Annotated in this window: 16 protein-coding genes; 8 read left to right on the top strand and 8 right to left on the bottom strand. The window is 34.5% G+C overall.

Annotated elements, in window-relative coordinates; all coding sequences use genetic code 11:
• Positions 1-152 precede the first annotated feature (152 nt).
• The 3 genes from I130_RS01035 (at position 153) to I130_RS16565 (ending at position 1,377) form a co-directional block, all read left to right on the top strand.
• Complete coding sequence (locus I130_RS01035) at positions 153-524, top strand: transposase (protein WP_034917755.1); 372 nt, start codon at positions 153-155, stop codon at positions 522-524.
• A 190-nt stretch (positions 525-714) separates the two neighbouring features.
• Complete coding sequence (locus I130_RS16570; RefSeq protein ID WP_034917752.1) at positions 715-1,119, top strand: DDE-type integrase/transposase/recombinase; 405 nt, start codon at positions 715-717, stop codon at positions 1,117-1,119.
• 6 nt (positions 1,120-1,125) lie between these two features.
• Entirely contained in the window at positions 1,126-1,377 is a 252-nt protein-coding gene (locus I130_RS16565) for an integrase core domain-containing protein (RefSeq protein WP_262489266.1), read from the top strand.
• 478 nt (positions 1,378-1,855) lie between these two features.
• On the opposite strand, the gene I130_RS01020 is transcribed toward I130_RS16565, so the two are convergent.
• Positions 1,856-2,059, bottom strand: a complete 204-nt coding sequence (locus tag I130_RS01020) for a hypothetical protein (protein WP_034917748.1) — start codon at positions 2,057-2,059, stop codon at positions 1,856-1,858.
• 401 nt (positions 2,060-2,460) lie between these two features.
• On the opposite strand from I130_RS01020, the gene I130_RS01015 reads away from it, so the two are divergent.
• The 5 genes from I130_RS01015 to I130_RS00995 all read left to right on the top strand — a co-directional run bounded on the left by I130_RS01015 (position 2,461) and on the right by I130_RS00995 (position 6,758).
• Positions 2,461-2,817, top strand: a complete 357-nt coding sequence (locus I130_RS01015) for a single-stranded DNA-binding protein (protein WP_034917744.1) — start codon at positions 2,461-2,463, stop codon at positions 2,815-2,817.
• Between the two features lie 78 nt (positions 2,818-2,895).
• Positions 2,896-3,345, top strand: coding sequence for a RadC family protein (locus I130_RS01010; protein WP_034917741.1), 450 nt, complete (start codon positions 2,896-2,898; stop codon positions 3,343-3,345).
• Between the two features lie 387 nt (positions 3,346-3,732).
• Positions 3,733-4,092, top strand: a complete 360-nt coding sequence (locus I130_RS01005; protein ID WP_198012027.1) for a BfmA/BtgA family mobilization protein — start codon at positions 3,733-3,735, stop codon at positions 4,090-4,092.
• 6 nt (positions 4,093-4,098) lie between these two features.
• Positions 4,099-5,133 carry a MobB family relaxase gene (gene mobB, locus I130_RS01000; RefSeq protein WP_034917737.1) on the top strand — a complete coding sequence of 345 codons (1,035 nt, stop codon included), beginning with the start codon at positions 4,099-4,101 and terminating at the stop codon, positions 5,131-5,133.
• 11 nt (positions 5,134-5,144) lie between these two features.
• A complete protein-coding gene (locus I130_RS00995) occupies positions 5,145-6,758 on the top strand; it encodes a type IV secretory system conjugative DNA transfer family protein (protein WP_034917733.1) in 1,614 nt (537 codons plus the stop codon).
• 321 nt (positions 6,759-7,079) lie between these two features.
• Here I130_RS00995 and I130_RS00990 read toward each other — a convergent pair whose 3' ends face one another.
• The 7 genes from I130_RS00990 to I130_RS00960 all read right to left on the bottom strand — a co-directional run bounded on the left by I130_RS00990 (position 7,080) and on the right by I130_RS00960 (position 16,130).
• Entirely contained in the window at positions 7,080-8,663 is a 1,584-nt protein-coding gene (locus I130_RS00990; RefSeq protein WP_034917730.1) for a hydantoinase/oxoprolinase N-terminal domain-containing protein, read from the bottom strand.
• Between the two features lie 10 nt (positions 8,664-8,673).
• Positions 8,674-9,753: a DUF917 domain-containing protein gene (locus I130_RS00985; RefSeq protein WP_034917725.1), complete on the bottom strand. Its 1,080-nt coding sequence runs from the start codon at positions 9,751-9,753 to the stop codon at positions 8,674-8,676.
• Between the two features lie 85 nt (positions 9,754-9,838).
• A complete protein-coding gene (locus tag I130_RS00980; RefSeq protein ID WP_198012026.1) occupies positions 9,839-11,116 on the bottom strand; it encodes a cytosine permease in 1,278 nt (425 codons plus the stop codon).
• 158 nt (positions 11,117-11,274) lie between these two features.
• Positions 11,275-11,604 (bottom strand): hypothetical protein, encoded by a 330-nt coding sequence (locus I130_RS00975; protein WP_034917723.1) that lies wholly within the window; start codon positions 11,602-11,604, stop codon positions 11,275-11,277.
• 187 nt (positions 11,605-11,791) lie between these two features.
• Positions 11,792-12,400: an aspartate/glutamate racemase family protein gene (locus I130_RS00970; RefSeq protein ID WP_198012025.1), complete on the bottom strand. Its 609-nt coding sequence runs from the start codon at positions 12,398-12,400 to the stop codon at positions 11,792-11,794.
• Positions 12,401-12,403: 3 nt separating this feature from the next.
• Positions 12,404-14,071 carry a hydantoinase B/oxoprolinase family protein gene (locus tag I130_RS00965; protein ID WP_034917721.1) on the bottom strand — a complete coding sequence of 556 codons (1,668 nt, stop codon included), beginning with the start codon at positions 14,069-14,071 and terminating at the stop codon, positions 12,404-12,406.
• Between the two features lies 1 nt (position 14,072).
• Positions 14,073-16,130 carry a hydantoinase/oxoprolinase family protein gene (locus I130_RS00960; protein ID WP_034917718.1) on the bottom strand — a complete coding sequence of 686 codons (2,058 nt, stop codon included), beginning with the start codon at positions 16,128-16,130 and terminating at the stop codon, positions 14,073-14,075.
• Positions 16,131-16,140 lie beyond the last annotated feature (10 nt).

Raw genomic sequence — 16,140 nt, 5'->3', positions numbered from 1 at the left:
TATCCTAGAGAGAATTAATAATTATGTAGAGAAAACTAATGAAAATCATTTTACCAAAATTACTATTTCTAGTTGATTAACTAACCACAAAATAACCGTTGATGACTTTAATGACTCGTCTGGAATAAAAGGCTACATAATTCTAAACAGTTATGTATGTAGATGACAGAGTAACCAGACGTTACAGTGAACCATTCAAATTAAAAATTTTATCAGAACTTAGTTCTGGAAAGCATTCTAAGTATGAACTAGGTAAATTCTATGGGATTGCTCCCTCAACCATCAATGAATGGATAAGGAAGTATGAGCGTAAAGACCTAATGAACACAAGGGTTATAGTAGATACAAAAGATGAAATAATACGGATCAAAGCGCTCCACAAAGAGATTGAGCAGCTTAAAAAATTGGTTCAAAAAAAGGATATGGACCAACTGGTCGATGATGCATATTTAGAAGTGGCTGCACAAAAACTAGGCTATAAAAGCGTCTTGGAACTTAAAAAAATACTAGATATCAAGCCTTAATCATAGTAAAGGAAAAAGCTAAGGGATTTGCTTCGTTATCAAAAATATGTGATTGCTTTGAACTAAAGCGCGATGCTTACTATAATTACAAAAGCAGAGCTGATAAGCGAAAAGTGATTGAACAAAACTTATAATTGCTATCGTTAAGAAACGACGCAAATCCCTTCCTAGAGAAGGTGTGCGCAAACTTATGAAATCCTTAAACCAGGATTTTGAAAAACAACAGTTAAAAGTAGGTAGAGACACATTATTCAATGTTCTAAGAGAACATAAAATGTTGACATTAAGAAAGAAGTACAGTGCTAGAACAACCAATTCGTATCACAGGTTATATAAGTATAATAGTAGTATAAAGGATCTAAAAGTGAACAGGCCTAATCAAGTATGGGTATCGGACATAACGTATATCAGAACCGTAAAAGGATTCTGTTATCTAGCACTCATTACAGATATGTATTCCAGAAAAATTGTGGGTTATGACCTTAGTGATAGCCTAGAGCTTAAAGGATGCGTGAGAGCGCTCAATAAAGCGATTTACCAAGCCAAAGACATCAAAGGGCTCATACACCATTCAGACAGAGGGATACAGTACTGAAGCAATGTGTATACACAAATCCTTAAAAGAAAAAAGATAGCTATTAGTATGACTGAAGAAAATCACTCTTACGAAAATGCAATGGCAGAACGTGTAAATGGAATCCTGAAAGATGAATTCTACCACGATCAGGTCTTTACAAATAAGGATCACGCTAAAAAAGCTGCGAAAAATGCAATTAAATTATATAATGAAATAAGATTACATTTATCTTTAGACTATCAAACACCAAATATGGTATATAAATTAACAGCTTAAAATCAATTTTAACCTGAAGCCATATTCCAGGACAAGACAATTTTTAAAGCCTAAATTAAATTACATAATTGATCTCCCTATACACAGATTAGAAAATATTGTCGATGGCGTACATTTAGCCTCAAAGCTCTGAATTCTTACGACAATTGAGTTTTACTTCATAATAAAAATATCATTTACAAGAAATGACAAGTGGCTATTAGCTAGCATGTAACATTTGAATCGAACTACTTAATCTGAATTATATGATTTATTTATTTGAGGAGTTTTTTTTGATTTAATGATCATAAAGAAAAAATAAGATATCAATAGGAATAAGACTTCACAGAAATTTGGAGTTTTCTTTGTTTGTATCAGATACGCATCTAATATAGAATACCTCGATTTTGAAGAAGTAAATTTTCCTAAGAAAGATGTCCTATTTTCATAACCCATTCCCAATCTCCATCTTTGAACTTAAGTCCGCTTTAAATTCAACTTAAAAGATAAATACAGTTTCATAACCGTTAAGCACATTCCCCTGCATTTCGTAAAAACTACATTTCGGGAAAAGAGCTTCTCCACACAGGTCTTGGACACAATCAAAAATTACACATTTCCATTTCGTTATCCCGATAAAAAATCGAGACACTTCATTACAACTAGTAATTTTTGGATTAAGTCCGCCAGTACGGAATTCCATTTAATATTCTTTTTTCCTCTTCAAATTCCTTTAATACTTCCCATGTTTATTTAAACCCACTCCCCGACCTAAACTGTCTTTACCTTTTTTATAATGCAAAATACCAAAATTTAGAAGTTAGTCCAGACTGCATAAAGCCGGTCCCTGCGTTCCCTTTTTATAAGTCCTCCCTAATTCTAAATCTTGAAAATGTATAAGCATCAAAAAAGGTAACAGTGAAGGCTCTACGGAAAGTAAATTTTAAAACAGAAATCATGAAATCGTATCAAATCCATAAAACTGAAGCGAAAAAAGAGTTTAAAAATCAAAAAAGGAAAACGCTCAGGATACAATAAGTAATTTTTTAAACCTACCTGTGGGTAATAGCAGGAACAATAACAATTCATCTAAATTTTTCAATCATGAGTACACTTAGAAACAAAGTTCAGTTAATCGGAAATGTGGGGAATGCCCCTGAAATCAAGAACCTTGAAAGCGGTAAAAAAGTAGCCAGCTTTTCAATCGCCACCAACGAATTTTACAAAGATTCAAAAGGCGAAAAAGTACAGGACACCCAATGGCACAATATTATAGCCTGGGGAAAAATCGCAGATATCGTTGAAGGTTATGTAGGCAAAGGAAAGGAAATTGCCCTAGAAGGCAAATTGAACTCCCGCTCCTATGAAACCAGCGAAGGCGAAAAGAGGTATGTTACCGAAGTAATAGTAAGTGAAATCTTGTTACTGGGTAGCAAGAATGGAAATAACACTAGCGAATAGTGCTATAAAAATAAAGAGGGCGTTCCGATCAAAGATGCGCCCTCTTTTTAATATTAACCCTTTTTAATAAAGATCAATATGAAAACTAAAGTTAATGAAATTTCGATAAAATATCAGGGAAATTTTAAAATGAAGCAGGCTCCCAAAATTACTTCTTCAAACAGTGCAGTAGAACTATTATTTGAGTCTTGGGATAAAGACCGCATAGGTTTACAGGAATGCTTTAAGGTAATGCTTTTAAACAATTCCAATAAGGTAAAAGGAATTTTTGAAGTTTCCTCTGGAGGAATCACAGGTACGCTTGTGGATGTGCGAATACTATTTGCAGTAATATTAAAATCACTTACCACATCTATAATTTTAGCCCATAACCATCCCTCGGGAAATTTAAAACCTAGCGAAGCAGATAAACAATTGACTAATAAAATTAAAAATGCAGGTGAATTTTTAGATATAAAATTATTGGATCATCTCATTATTATTCCAGATGGGGATTACTTCTCTTTTGCTGATGAAGGGATTTTATAACGAAAAATAAGATTTTTAAACGGGTGATGAATTTCATTACCCGTTTTTTTTTGTTACAGAATTCTCAACTATTTATTCTAATTCCTGCAGTTAATTTTAAAGATCTTGCTTATTAATCATAAAAAATATGTTTGATTTTTCAATTAAGAAAAAGGCTATTAAATTCTATTTAATAGTTGAAATTTTTGTCCCTACGGGACGAAAAGGAATAGCAAGAGGGTAACACGCAGAGCGATGTTAAGTTATTCCTTTTCGATTCAAATAATTGATTATCAGTGTTTTATAATAATATTAAAATTTGAAAATTTAGAGATTTACAGTAAATGCCCTTGGAACCCCAGTAAAATGGCGAAAATTTACTGTACGTGAATAATTAAAAGGTGAATTATGAATGGATATACCAATATCACAATCAAGAAAAAAACTGCTGAAAGGTTCAGAGAATTTTCAAAAATGCATTTTAATACCAATACTGAAGCTTTGTCAGGAATGTTGGATTTTTTCTATTTCAATGAGATTTCTCCCAAGGAAAATTTTGGACCTACAGGAAGACGTATAGAAAACAGTTTGAAGAAAAGAATAAATGCAGTGATCGCAATTATGAAGGATGTCGAAAAGAATAAAGCTAATCCTACTTTGGCAATTCTGGAATCACTTATAGAAGCTACAGATCCTAAAAATAAAAACTTACATCAGAAAAAAAGGGATTATGAGGAAGATGACACTCACCCCGATTTTTATAAATAACTCACTATGTATATCACAATCACAGCCCAGAAACTGGGAGCAAATTATTCGCAAAGTGTCACAGACTATGTGGATTATCTAGAAAAAGAAAACCAGCTTCCCGACATTGGAAGTGATCACGAATTTTTCTTCAATCAGAAGGAGGATGATATTTCTCCAGAAGTCGTAGTAAAAGAAATAGATGCTAATACAACCAAGCTAAAAAAAATTGAACCGAAATTTTATTCCATTACTGTAAATCCTTCACAGTACGAATTGAAAAAACTTCAAAACAGCACGGAAGCTTTAAAACAATATACCAGGGAAATCATGAAAGATTATGCTTCCTGCTTTAACCGGGAAATCAATGGCCGGCCTGTTGATGTAAGTGATATTAAATATTTTGCAAAGATCGAGCACCAGAGGGCATTTAAAGGAACTGATATACAAGTGAGGGAAAACCAAGTTTATGCCACAAAAATACTTCATTTAAAGAATGAGATCCAAAAAATAAACAGGGGAGTAATAGAAGGAAGTATTAGAAAGATAGAAGGTGAAATTAAAAGTTTGGAGGCAAATGCTCCTCATCAGCAAAACGGAAAACGGATCACACAGGGAATGCTCAAGGAAGGAAACCAAAGCCATATACATATTATAGTGAGCCGTAAAGATGTTTCTAATTCCTTCAGTTTATCTCCTGGGAGCAAATACAAAGCCTCTGAAGTTGAAATGAATGGTAAAACGGTGAAAAGAGGATTTAACCGGGATGACTTTTTTCAGAAAGCAGAAAAAACATTTGATAAAAACTTTCAGTACGAACGCAATTTCGTAGAAACATATCAAGCACGGAAAGACTTTATTAAAAGTCCAAAAATATATTTTTCTGCTATTATGGGGCTTCCCGCTTCAGAAAAAGCTCTGGCCATAAAGATGCTTCGGGAAACGGGAATGCCGATTCTTCCTGTGATACCATTTTCCCAAGCGCAACTAACAGTGAAACTTATTAAATCCATTCAGAAAGGAATTCATGCAGCCTTAAGATCTGGGTCAATTGGGATTTAAATTCAATTACTATGGAAACTAATGTCATTAATATTATAATTTGTATTGCAACCGGCAGTGCTATTTTTTATAGGATATATAAAATAGCAGTCCATCCATTTCCTATTAATTTACTCTTTTGCGGTTTTCTGTTTTGGGCTATACTACCCACCAATCCATCTCTGGAAGAAATAGCTACTATATTTCTCTATTTAGGATGTCCTCTTATTTTGAGTAATACTGTCCTCTATGTATTTATACCTAAGAAAGAGCTATCAAATATTGAGACTAAATACCAGGTGCAATTTAAAGCAGAAAATGGCAAATTTAAGATTGGCAATATTAAGCGAGGTGTTTCCATTATTGGGGCTGCAGGGAGTGGAAAAACAGAAAGTGTAGTTTATAATCTTCTGGAGCATTTTAGCAAATATTCTTTCTGCGGGCTTATACACGATTATAAAGATTATGAGATTACCGAAATAGCCTATCCCCTATTCAGGAACCCCAATTTGCCGTTTTATATCCTTTCCTTTGATAAGATCATTCATAGGGTAAATCCTATTGCCCCGAGATATATGGAGAATGAAGAAGATATAAATGAGGTGTCAAGGGTTCTTATAGAGAACCTACTGGAACAAAAAGAAGCTGGTGCCACCGGAGTAGGCAAATTTTTTAATGATGCCGCGCAGGGATTAATCTCTGGACTTATTTGGAAACTGAAAGTTTCTTTTCCGGAATATTGTACGCTCCCTCACCTGATTGCCATTTACCAATATCTAGACACTGATGAACTAATAGATTTCTTGAAATCCAACCAGACTTCACGGGCTTTTGCAGATGCTTTTATTAGCGGAAAAGATTCCGAAAGACAAACTGCCGGGGTAAAGAGCACACTTTCTACTGCGCTGATGAAGATTAGTAGTAAACGTATTTTTATGGCATTAGCAGCAGATGATATTCCCCTGAATATTAATAACCCAGAAAACCCAGCTGTGATCTCCTTAGTAAATAACCCGAAATACGATTCCGCATATTCCCCTGTCATTGCCACGGTAATACATACTATTGTAAAGCAAATGAGCGTGCGGCATTCCAAATCATCTTTTCTTCTAATTGAAGAAGCTCCAACAATTAGATTATTAAATATGCACCGCATCCCAGCCACGCTTAGGAGTTATGATATAGCCACTATATATGTTATGCAAGATAAGATTCAGAACGATATGATGTACGGTGACAAAGCCAGTAAGGCAATTTTAAGCAACCTGTCCTATCAGTTCTTCGGAAAAGTTAACGATCCTGATACAGCTAGGTACTATGAACGGTTTTTTGAAATTATAAAAGATGAAACAAAAACGGTGATGCGTGGGACAGGTTTGGATTTTGACACTAGAATATCCACCGGAGAAAAAGAGATTTCTAAGGTTAGGGCAAATGTTTTTTTTAGTTTGAAACAAGGAGAATTCATTACTTATGCCGACGGAAAAGATAAAAAGGTTCAGTTTAAACATCAGAAAATTGAACGGGCACTCCCTGAAATGAACAATTTTTTTTCAGAGGAAGAAGTCAATGAAAACTATAAAAAGATATACAGGGAAGTTCGTTCCATTTGTAAAAGTAAAAAAGTAAAAAAGGAGGGGGCTTGATAGCTTTCACCCTCGCGTCGTTTAAATAAGTTCCCGAAGAACTGTGATATATTATAGATTAACATCTTATATATGTGACTTTCCTACAATAGCATCATAAATTGTAGTGTCTTGAATATAAATAAAACTAAAGATATCATTATTTAAAAATTGTTTCTATGTTAAGACCATAAAGTGCTGTCCTGTCAGCTGCTTTTGTCGCTTCATTAAATATATGCTCAGTACTTTTAATTCAGCTATATAAATTTTAACCTGTTAGAACAAGTTCATTAAATATCTAATCGTAGCTTCAATAAATTTTCTATCACCACAAATTGATTTTTATTGAGCTAAATCGCCACAAAGTTTTACTTTTAGTAATACCGTTCCTGGTAAATATGCTAAAGGAATTGATGACTTTGTAAGTATATTAATACTGTTTATTTTGGCTCCATTTTTTAATAAGATTTTTGTTGCATTCGTTATAAGTTTTTCCATTTCTTCCTTTTCATCATTTTGCAACGTATTGATAATAATTTCTTCTTCACTACTGATTTGAGCTATACAAGCCCCAAAAGCATTAGCAACTTCCAGATGTAAGGGAAACAGTACTTTTGAAGCTCCAGCTATTTCTTTAGGCAAAAGAAAAGCACCACCACCACAAGCAATAACAGGGATATCTTTAGATTCTGTTTTTAACTTATCAACCAATTTTTCAATTTCTAATTGAATACATTTTTTCACTTGTTTTAATGCTTGTAAATAAGAAATTGTAACAATTTCGCTTATTTTTTCTTTGATATTTTCTTTTAGAAATGAACCTTCTATTTCTAATTGCCCTTCCGCAATAAAAAAATCAGTGAGTGTTAATATATCTCCTCCAAAGGCAATTGATTTTTCTTTTAGACGATACCCAACTGAATCTGGACCAAGTGTACAGATTCCTTCATTAAATCTAACAATAGTTCCTCCGCCTATACCAACAGATACCACATCGGGCATTCTAAAATTAGTAAATACACCTCCAATTTGCGCTGCTTGTGTACTTTCCCTAGGAAAAAAATTAACCAATACTCCTCCATCCGAAGTGGTGCCACCAACATCGATAACAATTCCATTTTCTGTTTTTGACAATGAGCCAGCCCCACGAATGCTATTGGTTGGTCCGGAAGATATTGTTAAAACAGGGAAATTTTGAACTTGTTCTAGAGACATTAGGGTTCCATCATTTTGTCCAATAAATAATTGAGATGATAGCCCAAGCTGGTCAACAGTTTCTTTAAAAGCTTTCACCATTTTAGTAGCGACGCCTTGTAGTGAGGCATTAAGAATGCAAGCATTTTCTCTTTCTAACAAACCCAATCCACCAATTTGATAGGAGCAGCTTACTTTAACAGTATCTCCTAAAATTTCTTTAGACCAAGCTGCAACTTGTAATTCCTGATCGGGATTAATTTTTGAGAATATTCCCGTAACTGCAAGTGATTCTATTTTACCTTTCATTTGAAGTAAACATTTCTTTACTTCAACTTCATCTAATGGACTTATATTTCTTCCATCATATTCATAACCTCCATGAACCATATAACAATGTTCTCCTAAAAGAATTTTAAGATCTTCTGGAAAATCTGACAATGTTGGTATTGCACCGCTTGCCGGTAAACCTATACGGATTGCACCTATTTTATTGAGATTTTTCCTTTCTACCAACGCGTTAGTACAATGTGTTGTACCCAACATTATATATTTGATAGCCTCCGAGGGAACTGCAGCCTGTTGAAGCACTTCTTTAATAGCTTTTTTAATCCCACTGCTGACATCCTGTGTAGTAGTTTGTTTGGTTTTAGCTATTATGTGATTCTCTTGAGTTATTAATACAGCATCTGTATTTGTACCCCCAACATCAACTCCAATTTTATAAAACATAATCTTTTATTTAATCATTTAATATTTCAACAGGAACAAATTTTTCTGTGTATCCAAATTTTTCTGGCCCCCCTAGTTCAATTCCTTCCGGCGTTCGCCATTGTTCATCTGCTTTCATGCCTAAAACAATAACTCGCGTACCATATTGAATGGTCTCAGCAGTAATGGGGTGAGCATTTTCAGCATCAATTAGAACAATTAAATCAGGAGTAATAGCAACCGGTTTACCATTTTTTTTAGCCATTAAAAATTCATTTTGAAAATCAAGCTCCATTGTGGAACCACTGTCTTCCCCTAAGCCCATAATTTCACAGAGACCTTTATTCCACCTTCCTTCTGTTTTAATAGTTATATTAGATATTTTCCCGGAAAAAAGCTGAATAGCATCTGCTTTTTCAATTAATGAGTCAATTGGATTCTTTTGATGTTTTTTAGCATTTAAAATAGCTTCTCCTAATACCTGAGCATATGAAATTATACCATGAACTGCAGCTTTCTTAACTTGAGCGCCACTCATTGGATAACAACCAATAGCACAACTTCCACCCATTTGAATAGTAGTTGCACCTACTAGTGTTTCTCCCCAAACGTTATTTATGGTATCATAAACGTTTTTATTACCCTTTTCATCCGCTTGAGTAATAGGCGACACAGAAATTCCGTGCAGAGTGAATGTTACCATCTCTAAGCGAGGGAAAGCTCTTCCCATACCATCAGCATCAACTATTGGAATTTGTTTTTTTGCGGCTACGGCTAAAGGAATTACGCCATTAAGTCCGCCAGCTTCAGCAGGCATTACAGCATCTATTTTTCTTCCCAGATAACTTTCCATCATTTCAAAAGCGCTATAAAATTCATTTCCAGAGAACAATTTTTCAACTAGGATCATGGGAGCGCCAAAAGCAGCAATTGGCACAACCAACGCATCATCATCTAATTCCTCAGCTTTTATTAGGCTTACATCCCCATAATCTTCAATAGACTTTTTAGCTAATAATTTTCCTATATAAGGATCACCACCACCTCCAGTTCCTAAAATAGTAGAACCTAAAGAAATATATTCAAGATCTTTTACGGTTATTTTTTTCATTTTATTTTTTTAAAAGTTTAATCTCTCATTGAGGATTTTAACCCGCCTGTACAGGTTCCCCTCCTCAGAAGCTATCGGGATGCCTCTAATTTTTTGAGGTGTTTTCCAATTCATACTCCGAGGGCCTATTTGTAAGGTTCGGGCGATCTTGCTCCAGGATTTTTGATATAAACAATTTCTGTAATAAATAATAGACCGCCGCAGCTCCTAATATTCCGAGAATATATTTAATTTCGGAGCTCATAATTAGCATCACCGCAACTCCAAAACCCCAAGAGATAACACCTTTAAAATTAAATTTTTTCTCAGTTTCCGAATAGGTTTTGGATATAAAATAATCGGATATAATTACGCCTGCAATGGGAGTAATTGTTATTGTAATAAGGCTTATAAAATCTATAAAATGATTTATAATACCCAGTGCTGCAAGTGTAATACCAGCCATCCCAGCTACAAGGGTGACTTTTGATCGATATGATTCATTAAGATTTAACAAATTAGTAAATGCCAAACCCGAAGAATAAATATTCATCACATTAGATGTCCAGGTAGCTAATATTAAAATAGTTAAAGCGAAAAAGGGAAAACCCAATGACGAAAAGATCTCAACAATATCATAAGTGTTTTGAGTTATGGCCAAGATTGCTCCAATTGCGAGCAATAAGGTTGCAGATGGGATAATTCCAAAAATTGAGCCTAAAATAGCATCCTTTTTAGAAGCAGCAAACCGATTATAATCGGGAGAAATCACGCCCCCAACAGAAATAAATCCGATGGTTAGACCAATAGCTTTTAGTAAGGAAATACTTTCTTTTGGTTTGTAATTGCTTATTTCCAAGAAGCTATGGTTTTGAAATGTAATAACAAGACCATAAATGAGCAGTAAAACTATCGCCGGAACCGCTATATAATTTAGCCATTTCAGATATTTAAATCCGAAAACGGCAGTAAGAACCATTATAATTCCCCAAAATACCGAAGAAATCCAGGAAGGAATATCAACATCTGTGCTTTCTAAGATTATTTTTGAAAAAGAAGCGCCGGCTATATTGCTTTGTATTCCAAACCATGCCAATGTGGACATTCCTATGATGAGTCCTACAATTATATTTGCTCCGGTTTTACCAAAACTGCTTGAGGCTAATGAAACCGTAGATTTTCTTTTTTCTACAGAGGCAATACTTAATAATGCCATAAAAAACACTACAAAGCTAAATCCAACCAGCCCTGCTAAAAGAGAAGTGTAAAAACTTAAAGAAGCTATAAGCGTACTTCCAATTAATAATGCTGGAACACTTACAATGCCGCCAAACCAAATTCCAGCGAGGCTAAACCATTTTGTATTGTTTTCGTTATTTTGCATACTATTTTTTTTGCTGATTATCTGGTTACTAAGAACCATCATACGTCAATTTCACTTCCATTAACGTAATTTAAGGTAATTAGTTTACGCTCACATTTCGACAGGCTCAATGTGACAATTAAAATCTTCAATTACCATTTCTGTGCTCTTAAGAAACGCTATTTATTTATCTTACAAAGCACATAAATAATTTTAGTGTCTTCCAAAATATTACCTGCTTGTGCTTCTAAAGCTTTAATATGCACCACATCACCAGAATTTAAATATCCTTTTATACTACCATCTTCATTAAGCATTTCAATTTTTCCTTGTTGAATTATGGATAGTTCCAGTTGCTCATGTTTTGAGAAGCCTTTTTCAGGAATACGAGTTCCTTTTTGCAAGAATACCGTTCCAAATTCAATATCTAAGCCTTCCTCTTTTATCTTAAAAAGTTGTTTGTTGTAATTTTCCATCGGTGATGGAAAAACGATTTTCTTTATTTCCATTATTTTATAATAATACGATTCCCAAATTTATATTCATCGTGGAACAATCCAAAACAATTTAATTCACTTTCTTTTGGGGCTTCACAACTCCATTTTCTTGAAGGTTTCCACCCGCATTGTTTACTTAAAAGAGCTGCTTGTTCCGCTTGTTTTAATGCGGCTAGTGATGGGTCTATAACCGGAACCTTCAATTTTTCCTGTATCTTTTTGTAAAATTAAACTCTAATGTACAGCCAAGTATTATGGACTCGGCATGATCTTCCTCAATAGCTAATTTAGCGGCATTCATTAATTTGCTTTCTGTTTCTAAGTGATCTTTTTGAAATTCAGAAACAGACATACCAACATTTCTAAATGATGATAAAAAATCACTGTAACCATATTCATTAACGGAAGCATGCATCTCATGCTCCCATTTTTTTTGACCAATTATTACTGAAAACCTATTCGAAAGTTTTAATGCAATTTCAATTGAAGATTGGCACGGACCTATAACAACCATACCACCTGAAATTTCTCTGGCATCTATTAAAAAAGGGTCGTAAAAACAACCGATGATCAAAGCATCAAAACCTTCTTTTGATGCTTGTCTAGTTGCCTTTATCAAGTCGGTTGCCATTAACATATTAAAAGTTCTGTATTCTAGGTTATCCATTAAACCAACTGAAGATGTAAATGAAGTAACATGAACCTCTGTATTTGGAAATTTATTTTCCTTGATCATTTCAGCAAAAAAGGAATCGTATTGGCTAAAACCAATAGGATTTAAATACATAACTTTTATTTGATCGGTCATTTTTTAAAGGTTTACCTTATAAAATTCTTTTGCCTCTTTTTTCGAGATATATCCGTTTTTTACATCTAGTAAAATCTGCTCTTTAGAGCGATTTTCAGGTTTTCCATAACCTCCACCTGTAGCGGTAACACATCGTACAATATCTCCTTTTTCTAAATAAATATTTGTACCTAAACTATGGCGTTCTTTTTCGCCATTTTTTCGAAGAATTTTAAAGTAATTATAGGAACCGTCTTTACCACCATTCATTCCCCATGTTTTGGTTTCTGCTCCTAAAAAAGCAGCTGTTAAATACGCGCCATCAGATAAGATCTTATAGTCAACATATTGACCATTTCCTCCTTGGAACTCTCCATAACCTCCACCTTCATTGTGAAATGCATACTGTTCCACTTGAATACCATAACGCATTTCTCTAATTTCAACTGGAATGTTGTAAGATTCGCCACTTCCACATGAAAGTTGACCTCTATTACCATCGTGAGTATTGGAAGCTCCCCAACCTCCTGCTAAAGGTTCTGCCTGTATATAAAATTGATTTGTGTCTGGATGTATTCCCGAAATAAATGTAGCACAAACCGAACGTAAATGTCCTGCGGGTAATTTATCAGGCACCAATGGCGCTAATATTTTCCATATAAGATCCATTGCGGTAATCATGGTTTCATAATAAATGGATACCGCTGCAGGAGATTCTGCACTCACAATAGTTCCCGGTTTGCATAGCACTTCCATAGGCCTAAAAGCTCCACCATTTGCTTCCGTTTGAGGTGTGGTAATAGCTTTAAAAATAGTACGACAACCCGTGACCAATCCATTAAACGATAAGTTTACGGCACCTTTAACTTGAGGATGAGAACCATTAAAGTCTACAATAAACGAGGTATCTGTAATTGAAATTTTTGCTTTAAGAGCAAATGGGCCTTCATCAAAACCGTTATCCTCTATCGCAGAAACCCCTTCATATATTCCATTGGGTATAGTTTCTAGTGCTTCCAAACTCATGCGTTCACCGTAATCTAAAAATAAAACACCAGATTTTTTATAAGTTTCCAACCCATATTTTTCAACAATACTTACAATTCTTTTTGCACCTACTTCAGCAGCTGCAATCCCAGCAAATAAATCTCCCAATGTACTGTCTGGCAAGCGTACATTTACTTTAATCATATCTACAATGGCCTGATTGAGTTCCCCTTTACTTTTTATTTTTATAAATGGAAAATGCATTCCTTCTTGAAAAATTTCAGTAGCTACTGTGGAAACAGATCCTGGGAAAGTTCCACCTAACTCTGTCCAATGCGCTTTGTTTACGGTAAAAGCAATTAATTCTCCTTTGTAAAATACGGGATAAATAACAGAAACATCCGAGAGATGTGTTCCTCCGCCAGCATAAGGAGTATTTGCAATAACAACATCACCTTCTTGAAGTGAAAATTCTCCTGAATATTTTTCTAGAGTGCTTCCTACAACAGAATCTAATGATGCTAAGAATGCAGTTATCCCATTTCCTTGGGCTAATAACTCACCTTTGTTGTTAGTGATTCCTACTGCATAATCTAAGGATTCATATATAATTGGGCTCATGCTGGTGCGCTGTAATGTTTCAAACATTTCATCACCGGCTGCAATTAATGCATCTTGTATAATTTCTAATGTGAATTTTTCCATTTTACTTCAATGTTATTATTAGATTTCCATAAATATCAACTGTCAATTTTTGAACTGGAGTCACTAGGGTAGTAGTTGCATTTTCGGCGATAACAGCAGGTCCATAGATAAGCATTTCAGGCTCCAGTAATTCCCTATTGTAATAGGCTGTTTTATGCTTTCCTAGATCGTCAAAATCTACTTCCTGGTACCCGATGATTGCTTCATCTAAATGTTTTCCTGTAACTACCAATTTTGGAAAACCAGGTTTATCTACTTCAACTTCAGCCACTAAATGGAAATTAACTAATTCTACTTGAGCATCTAGATCAAATGAATACTGTTTTTTGTGTGCTTTATGAAAATTATTTATAATTTCATCTAATTGCGTGTCTTTAGAAAAATTTGGCAATTCAACTTTTACATAATGTTCTTGTCCTGCATAACGCAAATCTGTATAATACGTGAACTTGATTAGGTTTTCTTTAAAACCATCTGTTTTATATTTTTCTATTGCATCAGCTTGCATCTCTAAAAATATATTTTGAATGGTATCTTTATTTTTATCGATTAAAGCAACAACATTGGTTCTAATTAGATCTCTTCTTAGATCTGACATTAACATTCCAAAAGCTGAAAACACTCCAGCATTATAAGGAACAATTAATTCAGTAACCTGAAGTTCTCTGGCCAGATCTGCACCGTGCATTCCACCGCCGCCGCCTATTACAACCATAGAAAAATCTCTAGGATCGTGACCTTTATTAATTGAAATTAATTTTAAAGCATTTGTCATATTGGCATTTGCCACCCTAATAATTCCTTTGGCAATTTCTTCTTTAGACGCCTTTAATGTTGTGCAAAGTGACTTTGAAGCTTCTTCAATACTATTATAATCAGGTTTTAATTCTCCACCTAAAAAGTAATCTGGGTGAATACGCCCCAAAATAATATTAGCATCTGTTGTAGTTAAGTTTTCTCCTCCTCTTCCATAAGCAGCAGGTCCAGGCTTGGCGCCGGCACTTTTTGGTCCTACGTGCATTTTTCCTCCAGCATCAACCCAGGCAATACTTCCACCTCCATTACCAATTTCAACAATATCAATTACGGGAGTTTGAATTGGGTATCCCGCTTTTGTTTTTGAATGGTCAATTTTGTAATTAGTTGTAATTTTCACCTGCCCATTTTCTACTAAAGCACACTTAGCAGTGGTGCCTCCAATATCCAAAACAATTAAATTTTTCCTGTTAATTACCTTACCTAAAGCAATTGCGCCAAAAACGCCACTTGCAGGTCCTGATTCTACCATGGTAATAGGATTTGCTTTTACATCATTTATGGTTGTAATTCCACCATTGGACTGCATGATGTAAGGCAAATTCTTAAGGCCATTAAATTGCAATTTTTCTTCTAATTTGTTCAAATAATTTTTGGCTATTGGCAATACATAACTGGATAAAACCGTAGTGCTTGTGCGTTCATATTCACGCCATTCTCTGGTTACTTCATGAGATGCAATTATTTCAATAAAAGGAAGTAAATGTTTTATTTTTTGAATCAGAAGTATTTCATGTTCAGGATTTTTGTAGGCATGTAATAAACAAATGGCCAAAGCTTCCACTTTTTCTTCTTTGCATAATTGAACTATTTCTTCCAGATTATCTGTATTTAATTCTGTAACGATTTCGCCTTTGTAATTCATTCGTTCTTCAATCTCAAAACGCAAATACCTTGGAACAAAGGGAGGTTGTTTCACAAAGTTGAAATTAAATAAGTCAGGACGATTGCATCTGGCAATTTCTAACACATCTCTAAAACCTTTAGTGGTAATTAGTGCAGTCTTAGCGCCTTTTCTTTCTGTTAGCGCATTAATAACTACCGTTGTACCGTGTGCGAAGAAATCGACTTCACTTAAATTAAGATTGCTTTTTGCAATAGCATTTAAAATTCCTTTTTCAAAATTTAATGGTGTAGTGTCAGTTTTAGAAACTTTTACACCTATTGGTTTGCCGGACTCTTTGTTAAATTCAAGACATACTAGGTCTGTGAAAGTTCCACCAATATCTGTTGCGACTCTCATAATATTTTAT

Origin of the sequence: Gillisia sp. CAL575 (assembly GCF_000403785.1) — a bacterium.
Classification (GTDB): Bacteria; Bacteroidota; Bacteroidia; order Flavobacteriales; family Flavobacteriaceae; genus Gillisia.
Note: the sequence above shows the minus strand (reverse complement) of the source record. Positions and strands in the feature narration are given on the sequence as shown.